18 protein-coding genes are annotated in these 20,149 nt (G+C 72.0%); 9 read left to right on the top strand and 9 right to left on the bottom strand.

Features of this window, described 5'->3' with window-relative positions:
* Positions 1-83 precede the first annotated feature (83 nt).
* From Pka01_RS17360 to Pka01_RS17350, 3 genes are read left to right on the top strand one after another with little or no spacing between them, the layout of a single operon-like run.
* A complete protein-coding gene (locus tag Pka01_RS17360; RefSeq protein ID WP_203883816.1) occupies positions 84-1,328 on the top strand; it encodes an acetyl-CoA C-acyltransferase in 1,245 nt (414 codons plus the stop codon).
* A complete protein-coding gene (locus Pka01_RS17355; protein ID WP_203883815.1) occupies positions 1,325-2,209 on the top strand; it encodes an SDR family NAD(P)-dependent oxidoreductase in 885 nt (294 codons plus the stop codon). Before Pka01_RS17360 ends, Pka01_RS17355 begins: the two co-directional genes overlap by 4 nt.
* Positions 2,206-3,015, top strand: coding sequence for a DUF1295 domain-containing protein (locus Pka01_RS17350; protein ID WP_203883814.1), 810 nt, complete (start codon positions 2,206-2,208; stop codon positions 3,013-3,015). Before Pka01_RS17355 ends, Pka01_RS17350 begins: the two co-directional genes overlap by 4 nt.
* On the opposite strand, the gene Pka01_RS17345 is transcribed toward Pka01_RS17350, so the two are convergent.
* Together Pka01_RS17345 and Pka01_RS17340 are read right to left on the bottom strand one after the other, a co-directional pair.
* Entirely contained in the window at positions 3,005-3,844 is an 840-nt protein-coding gene (locus Pka01_RS17345; protein WP_203883813.1) for a hypothetical protein, read from the bottom strand. The two genes, Pka01_RS17350 and Pka01_RS17345, sit on opposite strands and share 11 nt — an antisense overlap.
* 111 nt (positions 3,845-3,955) lie before the next feature.
* A complete protein-coding gene (locus tag Pka01_RS17340; protein ID WP_203883812.1) occupies positions 3,956-4,600 on the bottom strand; it encodes a hypothetical protein in 645 nt (214 codons plus the stop codon).
* 167 nt (positions 4,601-4,767) lie between these two features.
* On the opposite strand from Pka01_RS17340, the gene Pka01_RS17335 reads away from it, so the two are divergent.
* Both Pka01_RS17335 and Pka01_RS17330 read left to right on the top strand, forming a co-directional pair.
* Positions 4,768-5,874, top strand: a complete 1,107-nt coding sequence (locus tag Pka01_RS17335; RefSeq protein ID WP_203883958.1) for an LLM class flavin-dependent oxidoreductase — start codon at positions 4,768-4,770, stop codon at positions 5,872-5,874.
* A gap of 18 nt (positions 5,875-5,892) precedes the next feature.
* Positions 5,893-6,522, top strand: coding sequence for an FMN reductase (locus tag Pka01_RS17330; protein WP_203883811.1), 630 nt, complete (start codon positions 5,893-5,895; stop codon positions 6,520-6,522).
* A gap of 46 nt (positions 6,523-6,568) precedes the next feature.
* Here Pka01_RS17330 and Pka01_RS17325 read toward each other — a convergent pair whose 3' ends face one another.
* The 4 genes from Pka01_RS17325 to Pka01_RS17310 are packed head-to-tail and all read right to left on the bottom strand — an operon-like array spanning position 6,569 to position 9,473.
* Entirely contained in the window at positions 6,569-7,288 is a 720-nt protein-coding gene (locus Pka01_RS17325) for a TetR/AcrR family transcriptional regulator (protein WP_203883810.1), read from the bottom strand.
* A 15-nt stretch (positions 7,289-7,303) separates the two neighbouring features.
* Entirely contained in the window at positions 7,304-8,551 is a 1,248-nt protein-coding gene (locus Pka01_RS17320; protein WP_203883809.1) for a hypothetical protein, read from the bottom strand.
* Entirely contained in the window at positions 8,542-8,739 is a 198-nt protein-coding gene (locus Pka01_RS17315) for a hypothetical protein (RefSeq protein WP_203883808.1), read from the bottom strand. Before Pka01_RS17315 ends, Pka01_RS17320 begins: the two co-directional genes overlap by 10 nt.
* Positions 8,736-9,473: a DivIVA domain-containing protein gene (locus Pka01_RS17310; RefSeq protein WP_203883807.1), complete on the bottom strand. Its 738-nt coding sequence runs from the start codon at positions 9,471-9,473 to the stop codon at positions 8,736-8,738. Before Pka01_RS17310 ends, Pka01_RS17315 begins: the two co-directional genes overlap by 4 nt.
* Before the next feature lie 465 nt (positions 9,474-9,938).
* Here Pka01_RS17310 and Pka01_RS17305 point away from each other — a divergent pair, with 465 nt between their 5' ends.
* Together Pka01_RS17305 and Pka01_RS17300 are read left to right on the top strand one after the other, a co-directional pair.
* Positions 9,939-11,045 (top strand): cation diffusion facilitator family transporter, encoded by a 1,107-nt coding sequence (locus tag Pka01_RS17305; protein WP_203883806.1) that lies wholly within the window; start codon positions 9,939-9,941, stop codon positions 11,043-11,045.
* 155 nt (positions 11,046-11,200) lie between these two features.
* The gene (locus Pka01_RS17300; RefSeq protein ID WP_203883805.1) at positions 11,201-11,620 is read left to right on the top strand and encodes a CBS domain-containing protein; all 420 of its coding nucleotides are present in this window, start codon (positions 11,201-11,203) and stop codon (positions 11,618-11,620) included.
* A gap of 30 nt (positions 11,621-11,650) precedes the next feature.
* On the opposite strand, the gene Pka01_RS17295 is transcribed toward Pka01_RS17300, so the two are convergent.
* Positions 11,651-14,263 (bottom strand): CHAT domain-containing protein, encoded by a 2,613-nt coding sequence (locus Pka01_RS17295; RefSeq protein ID WP_203883804.1) that lies wholly within the window; start codon positions 14,261-14,263, stop codon positions 11,651-11,653.
* A gap of 127 nt (positions 14,264-14,390) precedes the next feature.
* On the opposite strand from Pka01_RS17295, the gene Pka01_RS17290 reads away from it, so the two are divergent.
* Positions 14,391-15,914, top strand: a complete 1,524-nt coding sequence (locus tag Pka01_RS17290; protein WP_203883803.1) for a S8/S53 family peptidase — start codon at positions 14,391-14,393, stop codon at positions 15,912-15,914.
* A 210-nt stretch (positions 15,915-16,124) separates the two neighbouring features.
* On the opposite strand, the gene Pka01_RS17285 is transcribed toward Pka01_RS17290, so the two are convergent.
* Positions 16,125-17,648, bottom strand: coding sequence for an MFS transporter (locus Pka01_RS17285; protein WP_203883802.1), 1,524 nt, complete (start codon positions 17,646-17,648; stop codon positions 16,125-16,127).
* 173 nt (positions 17,649-17,821) lie between these two features.
* On the opposite strand from Pka01_RS17285, the gene Pka01_RS17280 reads away from it, so the two are divergent.
* On the top strand, positions 17,822-18,376 hold the full coding sequence (locus Pka01_RS17280; RefSeq protein WP_203883801.1) for a P-loop NTPase family protein: 555 nt from the start codon (positions 17,822-17,824) through the stop codon (positions 18,374-18,376).
* Here the strand turns inward: Pka01_RS17280 and Pka01_RS17275 are convergent.
* Positions 18,343-20,094 carry an ABC transporter ATP-binding protein gene (locus Pka01_RS17275; RefSeq protein ID WP_239115072.1) on the bottom strand — a complete coding sequence of 584 codons (1,752 nt, stop codon included), beginning with the start codon at positions 20,092-20,094 and terminating at the stop codon, positions 18,343-18,345. The two genes, Pka01_RS17280 and Pka01_RS17275, sit on opposite strands and share 34 nt — an antisense overlap.
* Between the last annotated feature and the right edge of the window lie 55 nt (positions 20,095-20,149).

The following is a 20,149-nucleotide window of genomic DNA, read 5'->3' as shown; positions in this document are numbered from 1 at the left end:
GCCCTCTCCCGTTCTTACTACAACAATGAGAGTATCCCGTCAACGAGACGACCTTGCCGGGCCAGGGCACCGACACTACATTTATGAGAGTCAGCTTCGGGCGGCAGAGAGGCGCGACCGTGTCCGACGTCTACGTGCTGGAGTATGTGCGGACCCCTCGCGGCAAGGGCTCCCCCCGTGGGTCCCTCCACCACCGCAGCCCCGTCGACCTCGTCGCCACGCTGCAGCAGGCGATCGTCGGGCGCACCGGGCTCGACCCCGCGGCCGTGGAGGACGTGGTGGTGGGATCGGCCTCCCAGGTCGACGAGCAGGGCGCCAACCTCGCCCGCACCGCGACCCTCCTCGCCGGGTGGGGCGACGGCGTCCCCGGCGGCACGGTCAACCGCTTCTGCGCCTCCGGCATCGACGCCGTCGCCCAGACCGCCGCGCGGATCCGCGCGGGCGACCTCGGCCTCGCCGTCGCGGGGGGAGTCGAGAGCGTCTCCCGCGTCCCGATGTTCAGCGACCGCGGCCCGCTGTGGTCGGACCCGGAGACCGTCAAGCGGGTCGGCTCGATCCACATGGGCGTCGCCGCCGACCTGAACGCCACCATCGACGGCTGGCGGCGTGACGAGCTCGACGCCTACGCGGTGGAGACCCACACGAAGGCCGCCGCCGCGTGGGACCGCGGCGACTACGCCCGCTCCGTCGTGCCGGTGCCGCGCGCCGACGGCACGGTCTTCGACCGCGACGAGCTGATCAGGCCGGGCACCACCGCGGAGACCCTGGCGGCGCTGCCGCCCGCGTTCGCGGAGCTGGGCGCCTCCGGCCAGGACGGCCTCGCGGTCGCCGCCCACCCCGAGGTGGGCCCGATCAGCCATCTGCACACGGTCGGCACCTCCCCCGCCCTCGCCGACGGCGCGGCGCTCGTCGTCCTGGGCACCGAGGAGCAGGCCCGCCGCCACGGCCTGCGGCCGCGCGCCCGCGTGATCGCGTCCGCGACGGCCGCCGTCGACCCCGTCATCATGCTGACGGCGGGGCAGACCGCGGTGGAGAAGGTCATCGCCAAGGCGGAGCTGGAGCCGTCCGACATCGACGTGTTCGAGTTCGCCGAGGCGTTCTCAGCGCTGTGCCTGCGGCTGCGCCGCGACCTCGGGCCCGGCCCCGACCGGCTCAACCCGGCCGGAGGGACGATCGCCATGGGTCACGCCTTCGGCGCCACGGGAACCATCATGGTCGGCGGCTGCGCCGACGCGCTCGACAGACTGGGCGGCAGGTACGGCGTCGCCGCCGTCAGCGGGGCGGCAGGCCTCGGCGTCGCCGTGCTGATCGAGCGGATCCCCGAGTGAGCCCGCTCGGCGGGCGCGTCGTCGTCGTCACCGGTGGCGGCCGCGGGCTGGGACGGGCGTTCGCCCTGCACCTGGCGGGCCTGGGGGCGCGGCTGGTCGTCAACAACCGCAACCGGGTGGTCGACGAGAACGGGCTCGGCCCGGCCGACCACGTGGTCGAGGAGATCCGGTCCGCGGGCGGCGAGGCGGTCGCCGAGCACGGCGACGTGGCCGACCCCGCGACCGCGCGGCGGCTGGTCGAACTGGCCACCGGCACCTGGGGACGGATCGACGCCTGCGTGACCAGCGCGGCCGTCAGCGGGCCCGCGATGTTCCACAAGTCCGCGCCGGACGCGTTCGAGGCCGTCATACGGACGAACGTCCTCGGCACCGCCCAGGTCGCCGCGGCGTGCTCGGCCGTCATGCGCGAGCAACAGCACGGCCGCATCGTCATGGTGGCCTCCACCGCCGGGCTGCACGGCGAGCCCGCGGTGTCCGCGTACGCCGCGAGCAAGGGAGCGGTGATCGCCCTCGGCCGCACCGTCGCCGCGGAGGGCGCGCCGCGCGGCGTGCACACCAACGTGCTCCTCCCCTACGCCCTGACGCAGATGACCGACAACGGCATGGCGGGCGAGCATCGTCATCTCATGGACCCCGCGGCGGTCGCCCCCATGGTGGCGGCGCTGTGCGACCCGTCCTGCGAGCTCAACGGCGAGGTGATCGTCGCCGCCGGGAACGGGCTGCGCGCCACCGACGCGGTCGAGTGGGGCACGGTGCCCGCCACCTTCTCCGGTCCCGAGGAGCTGGCCGGCCTGCTCGGCCTCAGCCGCGAGGGCCCGGTTCACCGCTACCCCAACGCCCGGGACGGGTTCCTGGACTTCGCCGCGGAGATGACCCGATGACCGGACTGCTGATCAACCTGCTCGTGACGGCTCTCGCCGTCGTGGTCACCATGCTGGCCACCATGGCGTACGCGCTGCGTACCGGCACCCAGAGCGTCGTCGACACGGTCTGGGGCCTCGGCTTCGTGGTGGTCGCGGCGGTGAGCTTCGTGACGTCACAGGTGCTCGGGGACGGGCTCGACGCGCGCCGGGTGCTCGTGCTCGCCCTGACCGCCCTCTGGGGGGCGCGGCTCGGGGCGTACATCCACACGCGGAACCGGGGCAGGGGCGAGGACCCTCGTTACGCCGCGCTGATGCGCAGGAACACCGGGCCCGTCGTCCCCTACGTGATCCGGACGATCTACTGGCCGCAGGGCTCCATCATGTGGGTCGTGTCGCTGCCGGTCCAGGTCGCGATGTACGAGACGGCGCCGCTCGGGGTGGTCACCTGGATCGGCGTCGCCGTCTGGGTCGTCGGCCTGCTCTTCGAGAGCATCGGCGACCTGCAGCTCTCCCGGTTCAGGGCCGACCCCGCCAACCGGGGGAAGGTCATGGACCGCGGCCTGTGGGCATGGACTCGCCACCCCAACTACTTCGGCGACGCGACCGTGTGGTGGGGCCTGTTCCTCGTCGCCTGCGCGCACTGGGCCGCACTACTTACGGTCGTCTCGCCGCTTCTCATGACCCACATGCTGGTCAACCGCAGCGGCAAGGCCCTCCTGGAGCGCCGGATGGCTTGTTCACGCGGCCCCGAGTACGCCGACTACCTGGCCAGGACGAGCGGGTTCCTGCCCCGCCCGCCCCGCAGGAGCGGCGCTACGCCGTGACGGCGGGCAGCCGGCGAGCACGGACCGTCTTGTTGTGGCCCCAGACGCGCGGGTTGACGTCATCGGCCGAGGCGCCCGCCGGGACTCCGGCGAGCACCTCCCGCCGGGAGACGCGGGCGACCGACACCCTCTGGTGGTAGTCGCCGAAGACCTGCACCTCGCCGTCGCTCCGGCACCCGATCGCGTCTCCGCTCCCGAGGTAGGTGTAGTCCACGCCCCGGTGCGGGTGGTCGCCGACCCTGGCCACGTCGACGGCCCACTCGCGCAGCACGGCGGGCGACCCGCGGAGGGTCAGCAGGCCGCCGATGCGGTCGATCGCGACGCCGTACGGATCGGCCGGCGGCCGCCAGGCGGGCCAGGCTGCTCCGGGGCGCCACGCGCGCAACTCGGCGACGGCGGGATCGAGGCTCCAGGTATGCCAGCGGACCGTGCCGTCCGGCGTGGCCGGCGCGGCGAGCAGGCGGCGAAGCGACCTGCTCGCCCTGGCCGTCAGCGTCGTCAGGTGGGAGGGGACCAGCGCGATCGGGTCGGCGGGTTCCGCGTCGAACGGGTTGGGATCGAGATGCTGCGGGCCGATGACGACCACGGTGCCGGGGACCCGCTGGTAGGAGAGCCCCCACAGCAGCCTGCCCAGCAACCGGGCTCCGTGGACGTCGGACAGGATGTGCCAGGTCTCGTGGTACCGGTTCGTGGAGTAGCGGGCTCCGGCGCCGGGCCGCAGCGTGATGACGTTGTAGTCGCGCCCGTCGGCGCGCAGCACCCTGCGATGAAGCTTCAGCCGGTCCGCGCCGTCCCGGGCGGACGACGGTCTCGGACTACGCCCCGGCACTGTTCACCTTCACGCTCCCCTGTCTGGCGCGCTCGGATCGATCATGGTGTCCATGGAAGCGCCACACGCGTTCCCCGCACAATCGAATTTCCTCGGCGGGGCCGCCGCGGCTCAGGCGGGCGAGCCGCCGTCCCCGTCGCCGCAGCAGGCGACCGCGGGGTCGCCGAGCGTGGGGTCGATCGACGGCGAGGGCGACAGCACAGAGCCGGGTAAGAGCGGAATGGTCCTGATCAGCAGAGCGCCGAAGCCGAACTGGAACGTGGCCTCGCCCTGGAGGAGGAAGCCGTCGTCCTGCAGCACGTAGATGGCGGCGATGACTCCGCCCACGAGCTGGACCAGCAGGAACGCGCCTCCGAACGCGTCGGCGTGCGCCCACGCGAGGAGGCGGACGGCGAGCGTCAGTTGCAGGGCGAACAGCAACGCCCCCAGTAGCCGGTGCGTCCAGTCGACCGCTCCGCTGACCGTGTAGGGGGTGAGGATGATTCCCGCGAGCAGCACCGCGAACGCGTCGGCGGCGTGCCTCACCTTTCCTGGCGCCGGCGAGGCGGCCGCCGCGTCGTGTAAGGCCCGTCGTGTGAACAACGCCGCACTGAGAAGCCCGGCCGCGTACGGCAGGAACGTCTCCCAGTGAACGCCGTAGAAGCTCATTCCGTTGTTCGCCCCGAGGCCCTCGGGCATCAGCGCGACGCAGAGCAACAACCCAACCAGCAGGCAGACCTGGCCCTTGACCAGGTCACCCATGACTCTGTCCCGCATCGGGCGGTGCGCCTCCCCTCTCCGCCGGCTGCTACATCATCGATGAGGATCAGCGAGGTCGTCGAGGCCTCCGGTCACGCTTCAAGCGTTCTCGGATCGGGAATAAGATCCGGTCGTCTGCGTTTAGGTGGTTGAAATTTCAACGACAAAGGAGACTGGTGAGCACGATGCAGTTCGGAATCTTCTCCGTCGGCGACGTCACCACTGACCCGACCACGGGCAGGACGCCGAGCGAGCACGAGCGAATCAAGGCGATGGTGGCCATCGCCCTCAAGGCGGAAGAGGTGGGGCTGGACGTCTTCGCGACCGGCGAGCATCACAACCCGCCCTTCGTCCCGTCCTCACCGACCACCATGCTGGGATACGTCGCGGCGCGCACCGAGCGTCTGATCCTCTCGACGGCGACCACCCTGATCACGACGAGCGACCCGGTGAAGATCGCCGAGGACTTCGCCATGTTGCAGCACCTGGCCGACGGCCGCGTCGACCTGATGATGGGCCGCGGCAACACCGGCCCGGTCTATCCCTGGTTCGGGCAGGACATCCGCCAGGGCATCCCGCTGGCGATCGAGAACTACGCCCTGCTCCACCAGTTGTGGCGCAAGGACGTGGTCGACTGGGAGGGACGGTTCCGCACTCCGCTGCAGGGCTTCACCTCGACGCCCCGGCCGCTCGACGGCGTGCCGCCGTTCGTCTGGCACGGCTCGATCCGCAGCCCGGAGATCGCGGAGCAGGCCGCCTACTACGGCGACGGCTTCTTCCACAACAACATCTTCTGGCCGAAGGAGCACACCCAGCAGATGATCCGCCTCTACCGGGAGCGCTACGCCCACTACGGGCACGGCACCCCCGAGCAGGCCATCGTCGGCCTCGGCGGGCAGGTGTTCATGCGCAAGAACTCGCAGGACGCCGTGCGCGAGTTCCGCCCCTACTTCGACAACGCCCCCGTCTACGGCCACGGGCCCTCGCTGGAGGACTTCACCGAGCAGACCCCCCTCACGGTGGGCAGCCCGCAGGAGGTCATCGACAGGACCCTCAACTTCCGGGAGTATTTCGGCGACTACCAGCGCCAGCTCTTCCTGATGGACCACGCGGGCCTGCCCCTCAAGACCGTGCTGGAGCAGCTCGACATCCTCGGCGAGGAGGTCGTGCCCGTCCTCCGCAAGGAGTTCGCCGCGGGCCGGCCGAGTGACGTGCCGGACGCCCCCAACCACGCGTCCCTCGTCGCACGGCGCGACGCCGAGGAAGCCGTCCCCGCAGGCTCCGGATCCTGACCCCCTGAAGGAACGAACATGGAGAAGAACGACAAGCCTCTGAAGATAGTGGCCGTCTCCGCCGGCATCAGCCAGCCGTCGTCGACACGTCTGCTCGCCGACCGGCTGGCCGAGGCGACCCGGCGGCGCCTGGCCGAGGAGCGGGCGGTCGAGGTCCGCGTGGTGGAACTGCGCGACGTGGCCACCGACATCGCCAAGAACATCGTGACCGGGTTCCCCGGACCCGCGCTGCGCGAAGTGATCGAGGCCGTGACGGAGGCGGACGGCCTGATCGCGGCGACCCCCATCTTCACCGCCTCCTACAGCGGGCTCTTCAAGTCGTTCTTCGACGTGATCGAGAACGACGCGCTCGCGGGCAAGCCCGTCCTCATCGGGGCCACCGGCGGTACGGCCAGACATTCACTCGCGCTCGAGCACGCCCTGCGGCCGATGTTCGTCTACCTGCGGGCGATCGTCATGCCGACGGCCGTGTACGCCGCGTCGGAGGACTGGGGAGGCGGCGGGGACGCCCACACGGACCTCCTCGCCGTCCGGATCGACCGCGCGGCCGGGGAACTGGCCGACCTGCTGCTGCACCGGGCCCCGGCGGCCAGACCGGTGGAAACGGTGGTCCCGTTCGAGGAGCAGCTGGCGGCGCTGCGACCCTGACCGGACGGACCGGGCGGTCTTCGGCCGCCCGGTCCCGCCTGCGCCCTCACGCCTCGGACTGCGCGCCGAGCACGGCCAGCCACTGCTGGAGCAGCGCGGTCTCCGCGGAGGTGAGGTCGGCCGGGGATGAGTCGCGCAACTGTGCGCTGAGGGTGGTCGCGGTCACCGGCACGCTGGGCGCTCCGGATGCCGAGCCCGGCGCCCCGGCGCCGGTCCCCGGGGTCCCGTCGACCGTGATGAACGCGATGACGGCGTCGCGCACCAGCCGGGAGAACTCCGGGTCGGTGTAGATGGCGGGGCGGGAGACCAGGGACAGCGCCACTCCCGCGTTGGCGGACATCACCATCTGGGCCGCCACCTCCGGCGAGATCCGGAGCCTGCCGGCCGCCGCGCAGCGCTCGAGCACCGCCACCAGCAGCGCGTGCGCCTCGGCCGCCGCGCCCGGTGGGGCCGACAGGCCCGGCGAGTACATCAGCCGGTAGTAGTTCGGATTGTCGACCGCGAACGCCACATGGTTGTCCCACCCGTCGCGGAGGTCCTGGACGGGGTCGGCCGACGGCCGGGCCGCCCGCTTGCTCGCCAGGTACTGCTCGAAGCCGTAGTCGACGACCGCGGTCAGCAGGCCCTCCTTGTCGCCGAACTGCCGGTAGAGCGCCGGCGCTCCGACCCCTGCGGCCTCGCAGACCGCCCGGGTCGAGATGTCCGCCTCCGGCGACTCGGTGAGCAGAGTCGCGGCGGCCTGGAGTATCCGCGTTTTCACATCCATGATAACGATGTTAGCTCATCCGGAGTGGCCGTCGAAGACCGCCAGCAATTTGCTGCGCTCGTCTTGGGACAGGTCGGCGATGCGCCGTTTCTCGTCGACGCCGCTCGACGCGATGAGGGAGTCGATCCTTTCCGGCAGATACCCCGGCAGCAGGCGGACGATTCGGCCGACGGCCACATGCCCCGTGGTCTGGTCGTGCCGTTCGAGCACGTCGCCCAGGCTCAGCTTCCCCGACGTCACGGCCTCACGCAGCTCCGTGCGACTGAGTGGACGGGCGTCGGTCTGCGCCGTCGTGCCGGGGACGCGGTCGAGCAGCCCGGTCCGCGCCGTGCCAGGTCCACCCGTCAGGGCGGGCGGCGCCGCGTGGGCGTGCGCCACGGCCGCGTCGGGGAACCCGGCCAGGGAGTGCCGGAAGAGCGGGGCCGCCTGCTCGGGCTCCTGCTCGCCGTGGAGGCTGTGCGCCGTGACGATGACGACGCCCACGGTAGTGGCCGCCATGGCGGCGATCGTGAGCTGACGCCGGGACAGCCGCCCGTCCTGCTGGTTTCTCGCGGCGAGCTTCATGCCCACCACCGCGGTGCGGAGGAGCACGCCCATGACCATGCTCAGCAGGATCGGCACGAGCCACCCGGGCATCGGGGCGACGGTGGCCATCAGCACTCCGACCGCGGGGCTCACGCAGGCGACGACCAGCCAGGGCGCCACACGCTGTCTGGCCAGATCCAGGAGGGCGGCCAGCGCCAGTCCCTCGCTGGCGGAGTGGATCGTCAGCGCCACGACCACGACGGCCGACGCGGCGAGCCCGAGGGTCGCCCCCTCGATCGCACGGTGGAGCGTGAGCGCGGCCGCGGTTCCCATGCCGCCGTACAGCGCCGCGTCGACCGCCCGCTTCACCCGGCGATGGCGTCCCGGCGCGTGCAGCGCGCCCGGAGCCGCCTCGGACGGGCAGGCGCACCCCCGTCGGGTGAAGTACGTGATGACGAGAAAGCCGAACGACCCGGAGAGCACGAGCGTCCAGAGGGGGACTCCGGCCTCCACGGCTTCCGACCACGCGTCGGGCAGCAGGTCGACCAGTGCCGTGACCAGCATCATCGCCGAGGCGACCGCCAGCCACATACTCAACCGCCGGGTGTTGCGCCGCGCCAGCCACGCGCCGGCCAGTGTCGCGGCGCAGACCAGGGCCACCGCTGCCCAGGAATCCCGCCTGCCCGCAATCGCCTCGAGCACCGGCGCGGCGGTGCCCACCCAATCCGTTAGCGGCATCGCTTGGATCTCCTGTCGATCTGCTCGTCCTGCTCGGTCTCACTGTCCCGCTCGTCCTGCCCGACCGGCCCGGCCCGGCCGGCCTGATCGGCCTGATCGGCCCGCCCGGTGTGCTCGGCCCGACGGCCGTGCCGGTCGCCGTCCCGCTCGCCGTGTCGCGGAACGTCACGCTCGGTCGTGGATGTCATCCCAGGGCGCGCCCGTTGGTGCCCGGATGGGACTGCTCGCCCCCGGCGAGCCCGCTCATCAGGGGCGCGGTGTCGCCGTCACGATCGCCGTCCGCGTCCGCGGCGGCGTGCTGCGCGAGGATCGGCGGGGCACCGCAGGGGTCGGGAAGTTCGTCGAGCAGCCCGTGCAGCCGGCCGATCTCGGTGTCCACGATCTCCCGCAGTCGCGCGCCGAGGTCGGCCACGAAGGCGTGCAGTCCCTCGACCCGGCGCTCGAGCACGTCCCGGTGTGACTCCCTGGCCTCCCGCTGCAGCAGCGCCGCCCGGCCGAGCGCGTCGCTCTCGACCGCCTCGGCCTGCTCCTGCGCCCTGGCCAGGATCGCGTGCGCCTCCTCCTGGGCCATGGCCATGGTCCGGTCGGCCGCCTCCTGGGCGATCTCGACGATGCGGACCGCGCTGTCGCCGGGTGACATCACGGCCCGCTGGATGTTCTGCTCCGCCTGGTCCTGCCGCGCCCTGAGCTCCTCGTTGTCCCGCAGGACGCGACTCAGGGTGGTCTCGACCTGCCCGAGGAACCGGTCCACCTCGGCGAGGTCGTATCCCTCACGCAGGCGGACGACCGTGAAGACCTGGTTGCGTACGGCGGCCGGGCTCAGCAGGCCCGTCGCCCCGTGCGGGTCGGCGCCCGCCCGCACGGCGCCGCCGTGCTCGGCCACATCCACCCCGGAATGGCCGTGTCCGTGTCCTTCGCCCATGACCTACCTCACCGAGCCTTTCGACACGTCTCTGCGCGCACCGCGGGCGGCCGCGGCATGGAGGAACCGCACAGAGGCGATCCGCTTGGCGATTGCCACGATGTCTCCCTTCGACCACATCGCCTCCCCCAGCGGGAGCCCGGCGAGTCGGCTCGGTGCTGCGGAGCCGGCCTGCGATGCTTACTGAAAGTAGTTCTCCAGTTACTTATCGTTTACACATCGGAGCAATCAATCAATCGTTCTTGGTCCTCCTGAAGGACCACCGGGGTGACACACGGAACGCGACCGGCCCGCTACCGATCTCCTTGACAGTGGCCGCGACCGGCCTAAACTCGCACGTGTGAATAGCCGTTCATACGTGCTGCGGACGACCCGCCGCTCCTGCCCGGCGCCCGCCGCCGCGCGAGCGGGCCTCGGCCACGAACGGAGGACCGCTATTCACACGTCGGCCACGAGGGAGGCCGGATGAGCGACCATGACACCCTGCACGACCACCACCACGACAACGGGCGCGGACACGGGCACGGGCACACGGTGGCCGCCGACGCCGACAGGCGTCTGCTGGGCGCCGCGCTCGCAGTGATCCTCACGTTCATGGCCGCCGAGGTGGTCGTCGGCTTCGTCGCCCGGTCCCTCGCGCTGATCTCGGACGCGGGCCACATGCTGACCGACGCCATAGCGATCGTCTTCGCCCTGATCGCGATGCGCGTCGCCGCCCGGCCGCCACAGGGCGGCTTCACGTACGGCCTCAAGCGTGCCGAGATCGTCTCAGCCCAGATCAACGGCATCACGCTGCTCCTGCTCGGGGCGTACTTCGTGGTCGAGGGTGTCCGGCGGCTGATCACGCCCGCCGAGGTCGCGGGCGCCTATGTGGTGGCCACGGGCATCGCCGGGATCGCCGTCAACCTCGCCGCCACGTGGCTGCTCAACCGGGCCGACCGGAGCAGCCTCAACGTCGAGGGCGCCTTCCAGCACATCCTGAACGACCTGTACGCCTTCATCGCCACCACGGCCGCGGGCGCGATCGTCTGGCTCACCGGGTGGGGAGGGGCCGACGCCATCGCCGCCCTCGTCGTCGCCGCACTGATGCTGAAGGCGGGCTGGGGCCTGGTCCGCGCGTCGGGGCGGATCTTCATGGAGGCGGCCCCCGCGGGACTGAACCCAACCGAGATCGGCCGCAGGACCGCCGCGCTCGAGCACGTCGCGGAGGTCCACGATCTGCACATATGGGAGGTCACCTCGGGCTATCCCGCGATGTCGGCGCACATCCTGGTCGCCCCCGGAGCGGACTGCCACAGTGTCCGGCAGGCCGCCGAGCGGCTGGTCCGGGACGAATGGGGAATCGCGCACACCACCCTCCAGGTCGACCACGCCGCTCCGGACGTGCTGGCCCTGGGCCGTGCGAAGCCCGGCCACTGCGCCGTTCCCCGGCAAAGCGGCGCCGCGATCACCACACCCGCTCCTTCCGTGTCCGCTCCTACCGTGCCCGCTCCTTCCGTGCCCGCCGGGTCGGTCACCGTGGCAGGGTCCGCGACAGAGACGGGGGCCGGGCACGACGCGGACGGCTGCTGAATCCCGGCTCAGCCCGCCGGCAGTGACCCCATCAGTACAAGGCCAGGCAATAAAACCTCTCACTCCTCCGGATCGGGACTTTCGCCACTTTCTCGGGTTATGCGCCTCTCGCAAGATGGACGCTGAGGGCAAGTAGACCGAAGGAGGAGATCCCGGTGATCACAGCGCGAGAGATCATGCACCCTGGGGTCGAATGCGTCGGTGAGCACCAGACGCTCCGGGCCGCCGCCCTGCTCATGCGCGACCTGAACGTGGGCGCCCTGCCGATCTGTGGTGACGACGACCGGCTGCACGGCATCCTCACCGATCGGGACATCGTGACCAAGTGCGTCGCGGTCGGCGGCGACCCGGCGACGACGACCGCCGGCCAGCTCGCACAGGGCAAGCCGGTCACGATCCCGGCGGACGCGGATGTCAGCCAGGTGCTCCAGACGATGGAGGCCAGCCGGATCCGCCGGCTACCGGTCATCGACGACCACCGGCTCGTCGGCCTGATCACTGAGGCCGATCTGGCCCGCCACCTGCCCGAGGAAGAGGTCGGGCACTTCGTGGAGTCCGTCTGCGCGACCCAGTGAGCCGCGGCCGCCGGGCGGGTCGCCTCCCGCTCAGGCGGCGCCGATGGCGGAGAAGGACCACCCGGTGGCCTGGTGGAGCGCGGACGAAGGCAGCGCCGCCCGTGCGTCACGAAGGGCCTCGGCGAGCCCGTGCCCGCTCTTCAGCGCCTGGTGCAGGGCCACCATGAGCGGGACGACGGCCTCGTCGTGCACGGGTACGGAGCTGGCCACGATTCCCGCGGTGCCGAGCGGAAGCAGCGCCGCCGCGAGGCCGAGCAGCTCGTCCGCCCCCACCGGTTCGAGCGTGCCCGAGTCGCAACTCGACAGGATGATCCGGTAGGGAGCGCTCCTGAGCCGTTCGAGATCGTGCACGATCAGCGGGCCGTCGTCCATCTGCAACGAGGAGAACATCGGGCTGTCGGCGCGGAAGGTCCCGTGTGCCGCGATGTGGGCGAGGTGACAGCCGTCGATCTCCTTCAGCACGGCGGCGCCGCCGGCCCCTCCGTTCTCCAGCACGGTCACTTCGCCGTACAGGTCCGCCAGGACCGGCACCTCGGCGCCGCCGGTCGCGAGCCCGGGCCCGCGGACGAGGACCACCCGGTCGCCGCGCGGCTCGATCCCGCGGGCGCGCAGCCACGTGCCCGCGGACGGGGACACGCTCAGCACGCGGTCCCGCAGGGCGGGCAGCAGCGCCCAGGGCACGCCGTGAAGCGGCCCGGGCGGCACGATGACGACCGGGCCCTCCCCCAGATGCCGTACGGCGGGGCCGAGCAGGATCTCCTGGAGCCGCAGCCCGGCCTCCTTCAGCGGCGCGATCCGGCCGGCCCGCCCGTAGGCGACCCTGCGCAGGGCCGCGCGCACGTGCTCGGCCTCGGCCTCCGCGTCGGCGACCCCGCCCGCCCGGAACCCGCGGATCCTGCCGTGCCCGCAGAGCAGGACGTGCAGCCTCCCGTCGAGCGCGACGATCTCGACGAGCCGTTGCTCGCCGAGTTCGCCGAGCAGCGCCCGGACGTCCATCCGGTGGTCGGGAGCGGTTCCCTCGCTCCGCATCCGGAGGCTGCGCGCGCGGATGTCCCGCTCCAGGCGCTCCTGCTCCCTGCGCAACCACGGCACGGGCCTGCCGTCCGACCTGGCGGCCTCCACCCGGCTGGAGATCTCGCGGAAGGCGGTCAGGTCTCGCTGCAGTTCTGGGTCGTCCGGCGGGCGGGCGGGCGGGACGGCGAGCGCGGCGGCGCGCCTGCGCTCGCTCCAGACGAGAAGCCGCCGCGGGTCGTCCGCGGTCGCCCGTTGCGCGAGTGTGGACAGCTCGGCTCCGCGCGCGGTGACGCGGGCCCGCAGCTCCGGCGCTCCGAGCGTCATGCGGTGCTCGTCGAGCAGTTCGAGCCCTCGTCTGCAGGCGTCGAGCAGCCCTCTGCTCCGACCGGGCGCGGCGGCCAGCAGCGCCTGGGCGACCCAGCCGTCCACCCGCGCGAACGCCGGTCCCCGCCACCTCCCCTTCGCGGCGACGGCGAGGTGCCTGGCCGCGTCGGCCCCGCGGCCGAGGGCGGTGGCGGTACGGCCGGCGAGGAGGAACCCTTGTACGGCCTCCGGCGAACCGAGCGCGGTGAGCCGCTCGGCGACCGAGGCCGCCTCCCGCAGGAGCGGCTCCGACGCCTGCCCGGCGGCGAGCCGGGCCTGGACGCGCACGAGCCGCGCGTGAACCTCCCACCATTCGCGCCGCTGCGCGGAGAACGAGCGCACCGCGGCGTCGGCCCTGACCGCGGCGGCCTCGGGATCGCCTGAGTCGTTCAGCGCCCGCGCGGCGACCAGCATGAGCTCGGCCCTCCGGGTGGTCTGACCGCCCAGCCGGTCGAGCAGTTCCGTCGCCGCGTCGGCCTCCTGGGCCGCCTCCCGCGCGAGCCCGGCCGCGAGCAGGGCGCCGCAGCGGGAGCCCGCCAGGACGAACGCGGGTGTCCCCAGTGCGGCGTAGCGCCGCGCCGCCTCGTCGAAGTGGCCGAGCGCGGCGGGCAGGTCGCCCGTGCGGAAGGCCGCGAGCCCGCGGTTCTCCACGGCGACGGCCTTGTCGTGTTCCTGGTCGGTGGCGTCCCACAGGCGCTCGGCGGCGGCGAAGTCGGCCTGGGCCCACTCGGCGGCGCCCACGGCCAGGTTGACGGTGGCGCGCAGGGTCAGCGCCCGGGCGCTCCAGATGACGTCGCCGGCCCGCCTCAGGATGGGGATGGCGCGCCGCAGGTCCTCCAGCGCCTCGCGGTGGCGGCCGAGCACCCATGACGCGTACGACCGGCGGAACAGCACGCGGGCGAGCGTGACCCCCGTCCCGCGCGCCACCCCCTCGTCCAGGGTGCTCAGTCCCCGTCTCGTACGGCCGGCGTGGACGTATGCGGCGCCGAGGGTGGCGAGCACGTCGGCCTCACGGTCGGCGGAACCGGACCTCGCCGCGAGATGCCGCGCGCGGCGCAGATGGCCGAGCCCGGCCGTGAGATCGCCGAAGTCGCGCTGCCATATGCCGATCACCTGGTGCGCGACGGAGGCCTCGTACGGCCCGGGGCCGGTCTCGAGCAGCGCACGGGCCCGTTCGAGCGCCTCCCCCGGTCGCGCGAACACCAGGGGCAGCAGGTCCAGCGGATCCGGTTCCGACGGTCGCCCCGATGATCTTCCTGCGACCACGGCTCGATGTTAGACATGGAGTGACCGGCACGTCCACCCTCCGTGCGCATCGCGGATGTATCAGACGGCCGGTCCGCGGCTCTCGTTCATGACGACCAGACATCAGGCTTCAGCGAGGAGCGGCCCCATGGCGGCGGACAGGTTCAAAGAGCAATTCGACCAGATCCAGGCCTCGATGCCCGAGGGCGTTCAGCTCGCCGTGGGCGACGGGGAGTCCATCTACGAGAAGGGACACGTGATCGCCCGGTCCTACGATCTGGACGAGGTCATTGGACGTCTGCGATCGGTGTCCCAGGGCCGCGAGGACCAGATCAGGCCGGCTGACGGAGACGTGCGCCGCAGGTCGGACGTCTACCGGATCCAGGTCGGGGACGACTCCATGGAGGACGTGAGTTCCGACTGGGGGGTCGCCCCGGCGCTCGAAGCGCTGGGGAGGGCGCGTAACCGCACCGGGCAGCCGCTGGCCACGCGCAACCACGTCGTCCACATCGCCAACGTCAACTGCTGTCCCAACGACGAGCCCGACCCGCAGGCCCTCCCCGTGGGAGTCACACCGCAGAACTTCGTCGCGCTGACGCTGCCGGAGAGGGTGGCGGACGCGGAGCGGGCCCTGAACCCGCCGCGGAACCCGATGGCTCCTCCTCCGGGCCAGGACGGACCGGTGCGTGTCCTGGTGGTCGACACCGGACTCGTGGACGGCTACGCGTCCTACCCCTGGCTGGCGGACGTCACCCACCCGGAGGGGCAGACCAACAGGCTCGAGGGCGACGACGGCGTCCTCGACCTGTACGCGGGCCACGGCACGTTCATCGCCAGCATCATCAAGGCGGTGGCTCCCCACGCCGCGGTGAGGGTCGACAACGGGCTGGTCGGCAAGGGCGCCCTGCTGGAACATCACCTCGGCGAACGGCTGCTGGAGGTGCTCGGAGACGACTGGCCCGACATCATCAGCCTCTCCGCCGGCACGCTGACCCCCTCCGACGACCCGACGGCGGCCGTCGACGAACTCAAGGGCCTCGAAGGGTTCATGGAGCAGCTCATGGCGCGGCGCACCCTGCTGGTGGCCGCCGCCGGGAACAACGGGAACGACAAGCCGTTCGTGCCCGCCGCGTACGCGGCGCTGCCCAAGTACGCGAACGCGGTCGTCTCCGTCGGGGCGCTGCGCTCCGACGGAACGGACGGCGCCTGTTTCACCAGCCACGGGCCGTGGGTCCGGGTCTACGCTCCGGGTGAGCGGCTCCTCCACGCCTTCACCGCGATCGACTCCACCCCTCCCGAGTACGTCTATCAGCATTCGACGTACGCGAACTGCCGGCACCTCGACCCGTACAGGCAGTACGAATGCACCTGCCGGTTCCCCCGCCACACGGGCCTGCTGAGCCTCGACCAGGGGCAGCCGTCGTCCGACGCCGACCACACCTCCTTCACCGGCCTGGCCAGGTGGAGCGGCACCTCCTTCTCCACTCCCATCGTGGTCGCGTCGATCGTCAACTACATGCAGGAGAACGGCCTGCGCGACCCCCGGGAGGCGGCCGACGCGCTCATCGCCCGGAACCAGGGCGCGGGGACGGTCTTCGACCAGAAGGTCGCCGTCATCCTGCCGCCCGGCTGGCAGGAGACGTCCACGTCCGCCTTCTCCCGCGCGACCTGATCGGCACGTCCGTCCACGAGCCTCTTCGCGGCGGCTCTCGCGCCGCAGACGAGCGAGGGATCCATGAACCCCGATGACGACCGACTCGCAGGCACCCTGTCGCGGGCCGTCGAGTTCATGGATTCCCTCCCCTCCTCTCTCATCCGTGCCGCGGCGGCCGCCCATGCGCTGCGCGCGATGGACGACGAGCTGGCCCGGCTGACCTACGACTCACTCGCCGGGCCGCTGCCCGTCCGGACGGGCAGCGGGACGCGCCTGCTCGCCTACGAATGGGGCGCGACGACCGTCGAGGTGGAGGTCGTGCACGGGGCCACCGGCTCCACGTTCGTCGGCCGTCTCGTCCCGTCGCGCCCCGCCGAGATCACGATCGAGACGCTCCCCGGGTCCGGCGGCGAGACCGGCGGAGGCGCGGGAACGGGAGCCGGGGATCGGGTCGCCGTCGGCGCCGACTCTCTCGGCCGCTTCATCTGCGGCGGCGTCGCCCGCGGTCCGTTCCGCCTCCGCTGCCGTCTCGACGGCGCCGAGGTCGTCACGGAGTGGACCGGCGACTGGTAGCCGCCGCCCCGCGGCGGCGAGGAACGGCACCGCGAGGACGAGCACGGCCGCCGACGCCGCGAGCGCGGCACCGATCGACACGCGTTGTGCGAGCACTCCGACGGGCGGACCTCCCATGAGCTCGCCCGCGGAATCCGCCTGCGCGACAAGCGAGTAGACCGTCGCGCGGCTCGTCGGCTCCGTCTGCCGGGCCAGCCATGCGGCGCGCGCCGGCTCGGCCGCCGACCGGGCCATGCCCGCCCCGGCCCACGCGAGGACGGCGACCCAGAACGCGCCGGTCAGCGCGAACGCGGCCGTCGCGACCGCGCCCGCCGTCTGCAGGACGGCGAGGGCGCGAACCGTACGTGCCGGGTCGGTCAGGTCGGTCAGCCTTCGGACCAGTTCGGTGAGCGCGGCCGCCCCCGCCATCGCCGCGACGGCCATGAGACCGAACCAGTACGCCGGAGTGCTCCAGGTCTGGACGAAGTGGACCTGCCCGAGCCGGTCGACGCCCTCGCTCGCGAAGGCCGTCAGCAACACCGCGGCCAGCATGAACCTCATCGGGCGGCTTCTGCGGGCCGTGGCGGCCGCGCGACCGGCCTGGTCCCGCATCGAGCGCAGCGATCCCTGCCACGCCTGCCGCGTGCGCGGCCGGAAGCCTCGCTCGGGCATCGCGGCGGCGAGGACGACGCCGAGGACCAGCCAGACGGCCGCGCCCACGACGAGCGGGACGTTCAGCCCGAATCCGGCCAGCCAGACCGAGGCCCCGATGCCGGCCACGGTCGCCGCCTGGCCGAGTTGCGCGCCGCGCACGAGAAGGCGGTTCAGGTGTGCCGGATCCACCTCGTCGACGACCCACGCGTCCAGGGCGCCGTCGACGAACGTCCAGCCGACGCCCAGTACGGCGTTGGCCGCGAGGATCGCACCGAACCGGGGAACCGTCCCCTCGATCAGCACGCCGGTCCCGAACAGCAGATACCCGGCGACGACCGACTGCCTGCGGCTGCGCAGATCGGCCAGCACCCCGGTCGGCACCTGCGCGACCAGGCAGACGACCTCCAGCGTCGTGCCGACGATGACGAGCTGGAGAGGGCCGAGACCGGCGACCTGCGCCTGGTACACCAGATTGAGGGTGAAAGCGCAGCCGGCGGCGAAGGCCGCCGAGCCGCGAATGATCAAATACGTGACGGAGGCACGCAAAACAGGCTCCAATGGGTGGGAAGGGTGATTACCTTCCGGCGCCCATTCGTTCAGACGACGCCGGAAACCGAATCGCCGTCGCGCACTGTCATCGGTAGGCTCCTCACCTCGCCCGTACGCGCACGATATCCGCGCGGCGCGGCCGGTGGCCAGGGTCCCGGAGGGTGGAGCAGATGCGCAGGGTCTCGGTGGTGGGCAACTCCGGGTCGGGCAAGACGACGTTCGCGCGTCTCCTGGCCGGCAGGCTCGGTGCGCCGCACGTCGAGCTGGACTCGTGGTACCACCAGCCGGGCTGGGAGCCGCTGCCCGACGACGAGTTCCGCCGCCGGGTGGCCGAGTTCGCCGCGCAGGACACGTGGGTCGTCGACGGCAACTACAGCGCCGTGCGCGATCTGCTGTGGGCCAGGGCCGACACGGTCGTCTGGCTCGATCCTCCGCGGGCCGTCGTCATGTGGCAGGTCGTCACCCGCACGCTGCGCAGGGCCGCCACCGGGGCCGAACTGTGGAACGGCAACAGGGAGCGCTGGCGCAACCTCACCACACTCGATCCGCATGAGAGCGTCGTGATGTGGGCGTGGACGAGACACCGCGTCTACCGGGACCGCTACGCACGGGCCGCTGCCTCCGGTGAGCACGCCCACCTGCGGTTCGTGCGCCTGCGATCGCGCCGCGACGCCCGGCGGCTCCTCGACGCTCAGCCGGCCTGCGCCGCCTGCAACCCCGAGTAGAGGCCGCCGTCGCGGAGCAGGTCGTCGTGCGAGCCGATCTCCGCGATCCGCCCGTCGGCCATCACTACGATCCGGTCCGCGCCGCGGATGGTGGACAGGCGGTGCGCGACCACGAAGACGGTACGGCCGGCCACGAGCCGGGCGAGCGCCTCCTGCACCAGCGCCTCGGAATGCGAGTCGAGCGCGGAGGTCGCCTCGTCGAGGATCAGCACCCGGGGGTCGCGGATCAGCGCGCGGGCGATGGCCAGTCGCTGCTTCTGGCCGCCCGACAGCCGGGCGCCCCTCTCGCCGACGACCGTGTCCAGCCCGTCCGGGAGCCGGTCGATGAACTCCAGGGCGTTGGCGTCGCGCAGCGCCACCCGTACGGTCTCCTCCGGAACGTCGCGCATGCCGTAGGTGACGTTCTCCCTGATGCTGCCTTCGAAGAGGATCGACTCCTGGGGCACCACCGACAGGAAGCGCCGGTAGGTCCGCAGGTCGAGGGTCTCCATGTCCCTGCCGTCCAGGAGGATCGCACCCGACGTGGGCCGCAGGAAGCCGATGACGAGGTTGAGCACGGTGGACTTGCCCGCGCCCGACGCGCCGACCAGCGCGACCGTCTCGCCCGGCGTCACGGTGAGGTCGAGATCCTCGATCGCCGGACGGCCCGGTTCGTAGGCGTAGGACACGTCGCGGAACTCGATCCTGCCCGTGACCTGGGCGACCTCGTCCTTGCCCGCGTTCTGCTCCAGGTCGGGCGCCTCGAGCACCTCTCCGATGGACCGGACCGCCTCGAGTCCCTTGCCGATCACGGGGGTGAGGCTCATCAGAGTGGTGACCGCCGTGGTGAGGGTGGCGAAGAAGGTGCTGAGCATGACCACGTCGCCCGGGGTGATCGGCAGCACGCCGTAGTAGGCGACCAGCGCCGACCCGGCGAGGAAGCCGACCCCCACCATGTTGAGGATGATCCAGGCGAGCGAGCCGAACCTGCCGTTGACCAGGTCGAGACGCAGGCCGGTGCGCAGGACCTTGCTCAGGGTGCGGTCGACCCGGCGCAGCGCGTCCTGCTCCAGCCCGTGCGCCCGGGTGATCGGGATGAGCGTGGTCATCTCACTCACTCGCGAGGAGAGCCGCTCGACCTCCTGGCGGAAGCTCTCGTTGTCGGACCTCATCCGGCCGCGCATGCGCATCACGAGGACCGAGGCTGCCGGGACGACGAGAAGGAAGACCGGCAGCGCGAGCGGCACCTTGAACGCGATCACCCCCAGGCCGCCGGCGAGCATGGCGAGCGCGGCCAGTCCACCGTCGCTCGCCTGCTGCGCCATCTGCTCGACGACCTCGACGTCGCGGATGACCTTGGTCTGCAGGACTCCGGCGCTGACCCTGGCGTGGTAGCCGATCGACAGGTCCTGCATGCGGCGGCACAGCGCCGACCGGACCCGGGTGCCCATCCGGCGGATGGCGCCGTGCATGGTGCGGACGTAGAGGACGTGCCCGGGATAGTTGAGGACGAGCAGGAACAGCAGCGCGCCCGTGTTGACCCACAACTCCGCGACCGGCCGGTGCGCCACCAGCACGTCGATCACGTTGGCGGTGATCAGTGGGAGCGTCCAGGTCGGGCTGTGCTTCACCATGAACGCGACGACGGCGACGGCGATGCCCCGGCGGTCCTCGCTGAACAGGTAGGCCAACGTCCGGACCGGATGTTCCCCACGGTAACGATGATCCAGAGCCGTCACTGCCCACCCCTCTGTCAGTCCCCGAAGATCCTGACATCATTGGGTTAACGGGATA

This window comes from Planotetraspora kaengkrachanensis (assembly GCF_016862895.1).
GTDB lineage: Bacteria > Actinomycetota > Actinomycetes > Streptosporangiales > Streptosporangiaceae > Planotetraspora > Planotetraspora kaengkrachanensis.
Note: the sequence above shows the minus strand (reverse complement) of the source record. Positions and strands in the feature narration are given on the sequence as shown.

Excerpts from the sequence above, each read along its gene's own strand:
- Pka01_RS17340 (WP_203883812.1), bottom strand. The coding sequence starts at position 4,600 with ATGCGGGACAGAGTCATGGGTGACCTGGTCAAGGGCCAGGTCTGCCTG.
- Pka01_RS17320 (WP_203883809.1), bottom strand. The coding sequence starts at position 8,551 with ATGCCGCTAACGGATTGGGTGGGCACCGCCGCGCCGGTGCTCGAGGCG.
- Pka01_RS17325 (WP_203883810.1), bottom strand. The coding sequence starts at position 7,288 with ATGGATGTGAAAACGCGGATACTCCAGGCCGCCGCGACTCTGCTCACC.
- Pka01_RS17315 (WP_203883808.1), bottom strand. The coding sequence starts at position 8,739 with ATGACATCCACGACCGAGCGTGACGTTCCGCGACACGGCGAGCGGGAC.
- Pka01_RS17310 (WP_203883807.1), bottom strand. The coding sequence starts at position 9,473 with ATGGGCGAAGGACACGGACACGGCCATTCCGGGGTGGATGTGGCCGAG.
- Pka01_RS17335 (WP_203883958.1), top strand. The coding sequence starts at position 4,768 with ATGCAGTTCGGAATCTTCTCCGTCGGCGACGTCACCACTGACCCGACC.
- Pka01_RS17360 (WP_203883816.1), top strand. The coding sequence starts at position 84 with ATGAGAGTCAGCTTCGGGCGGCAGAGAGGCGCGACCGTGTCCGACGTC.
- Pka01_RS17290 (WP_203883803.1), top strand. The coding sequence starts at position 14,391 with ATGGCGGCGGACAGGTTCAAAGAGCAATTCGACCAGATCCAGGCCTCG.
- Pka01_RS17305 (WP_203883806.1), top strand. The coding sequence starts at position 9,939 with ATGAGCGACCATGACACCCTGCACGACCACCACCACGACAACGGGCGC.
- Pka01_RS17280 (WP_203883801.1), top strand. The coding sequence starts at position 17,822 with ATGCGCAGGGTCTCGGTGGTGGGCAACTCCGGGTCGGGCAAGACGACG.
- Pka01_RS17330 (WP_203883811.1), top strand. The coding sequence starts at position 5,893 with ATGGAGAAGAACGACAAGCCTCTGAAGATAGTGGCCGTCTCCGCCGGC.
- Pka01_RS17350 (WP_203883814.1), top strand. The coding sequence starts at position 2,206 with ATGACCGGACTGCTGATCAACCTGCTCGTGACGGCTCTCGCCGTCGTG.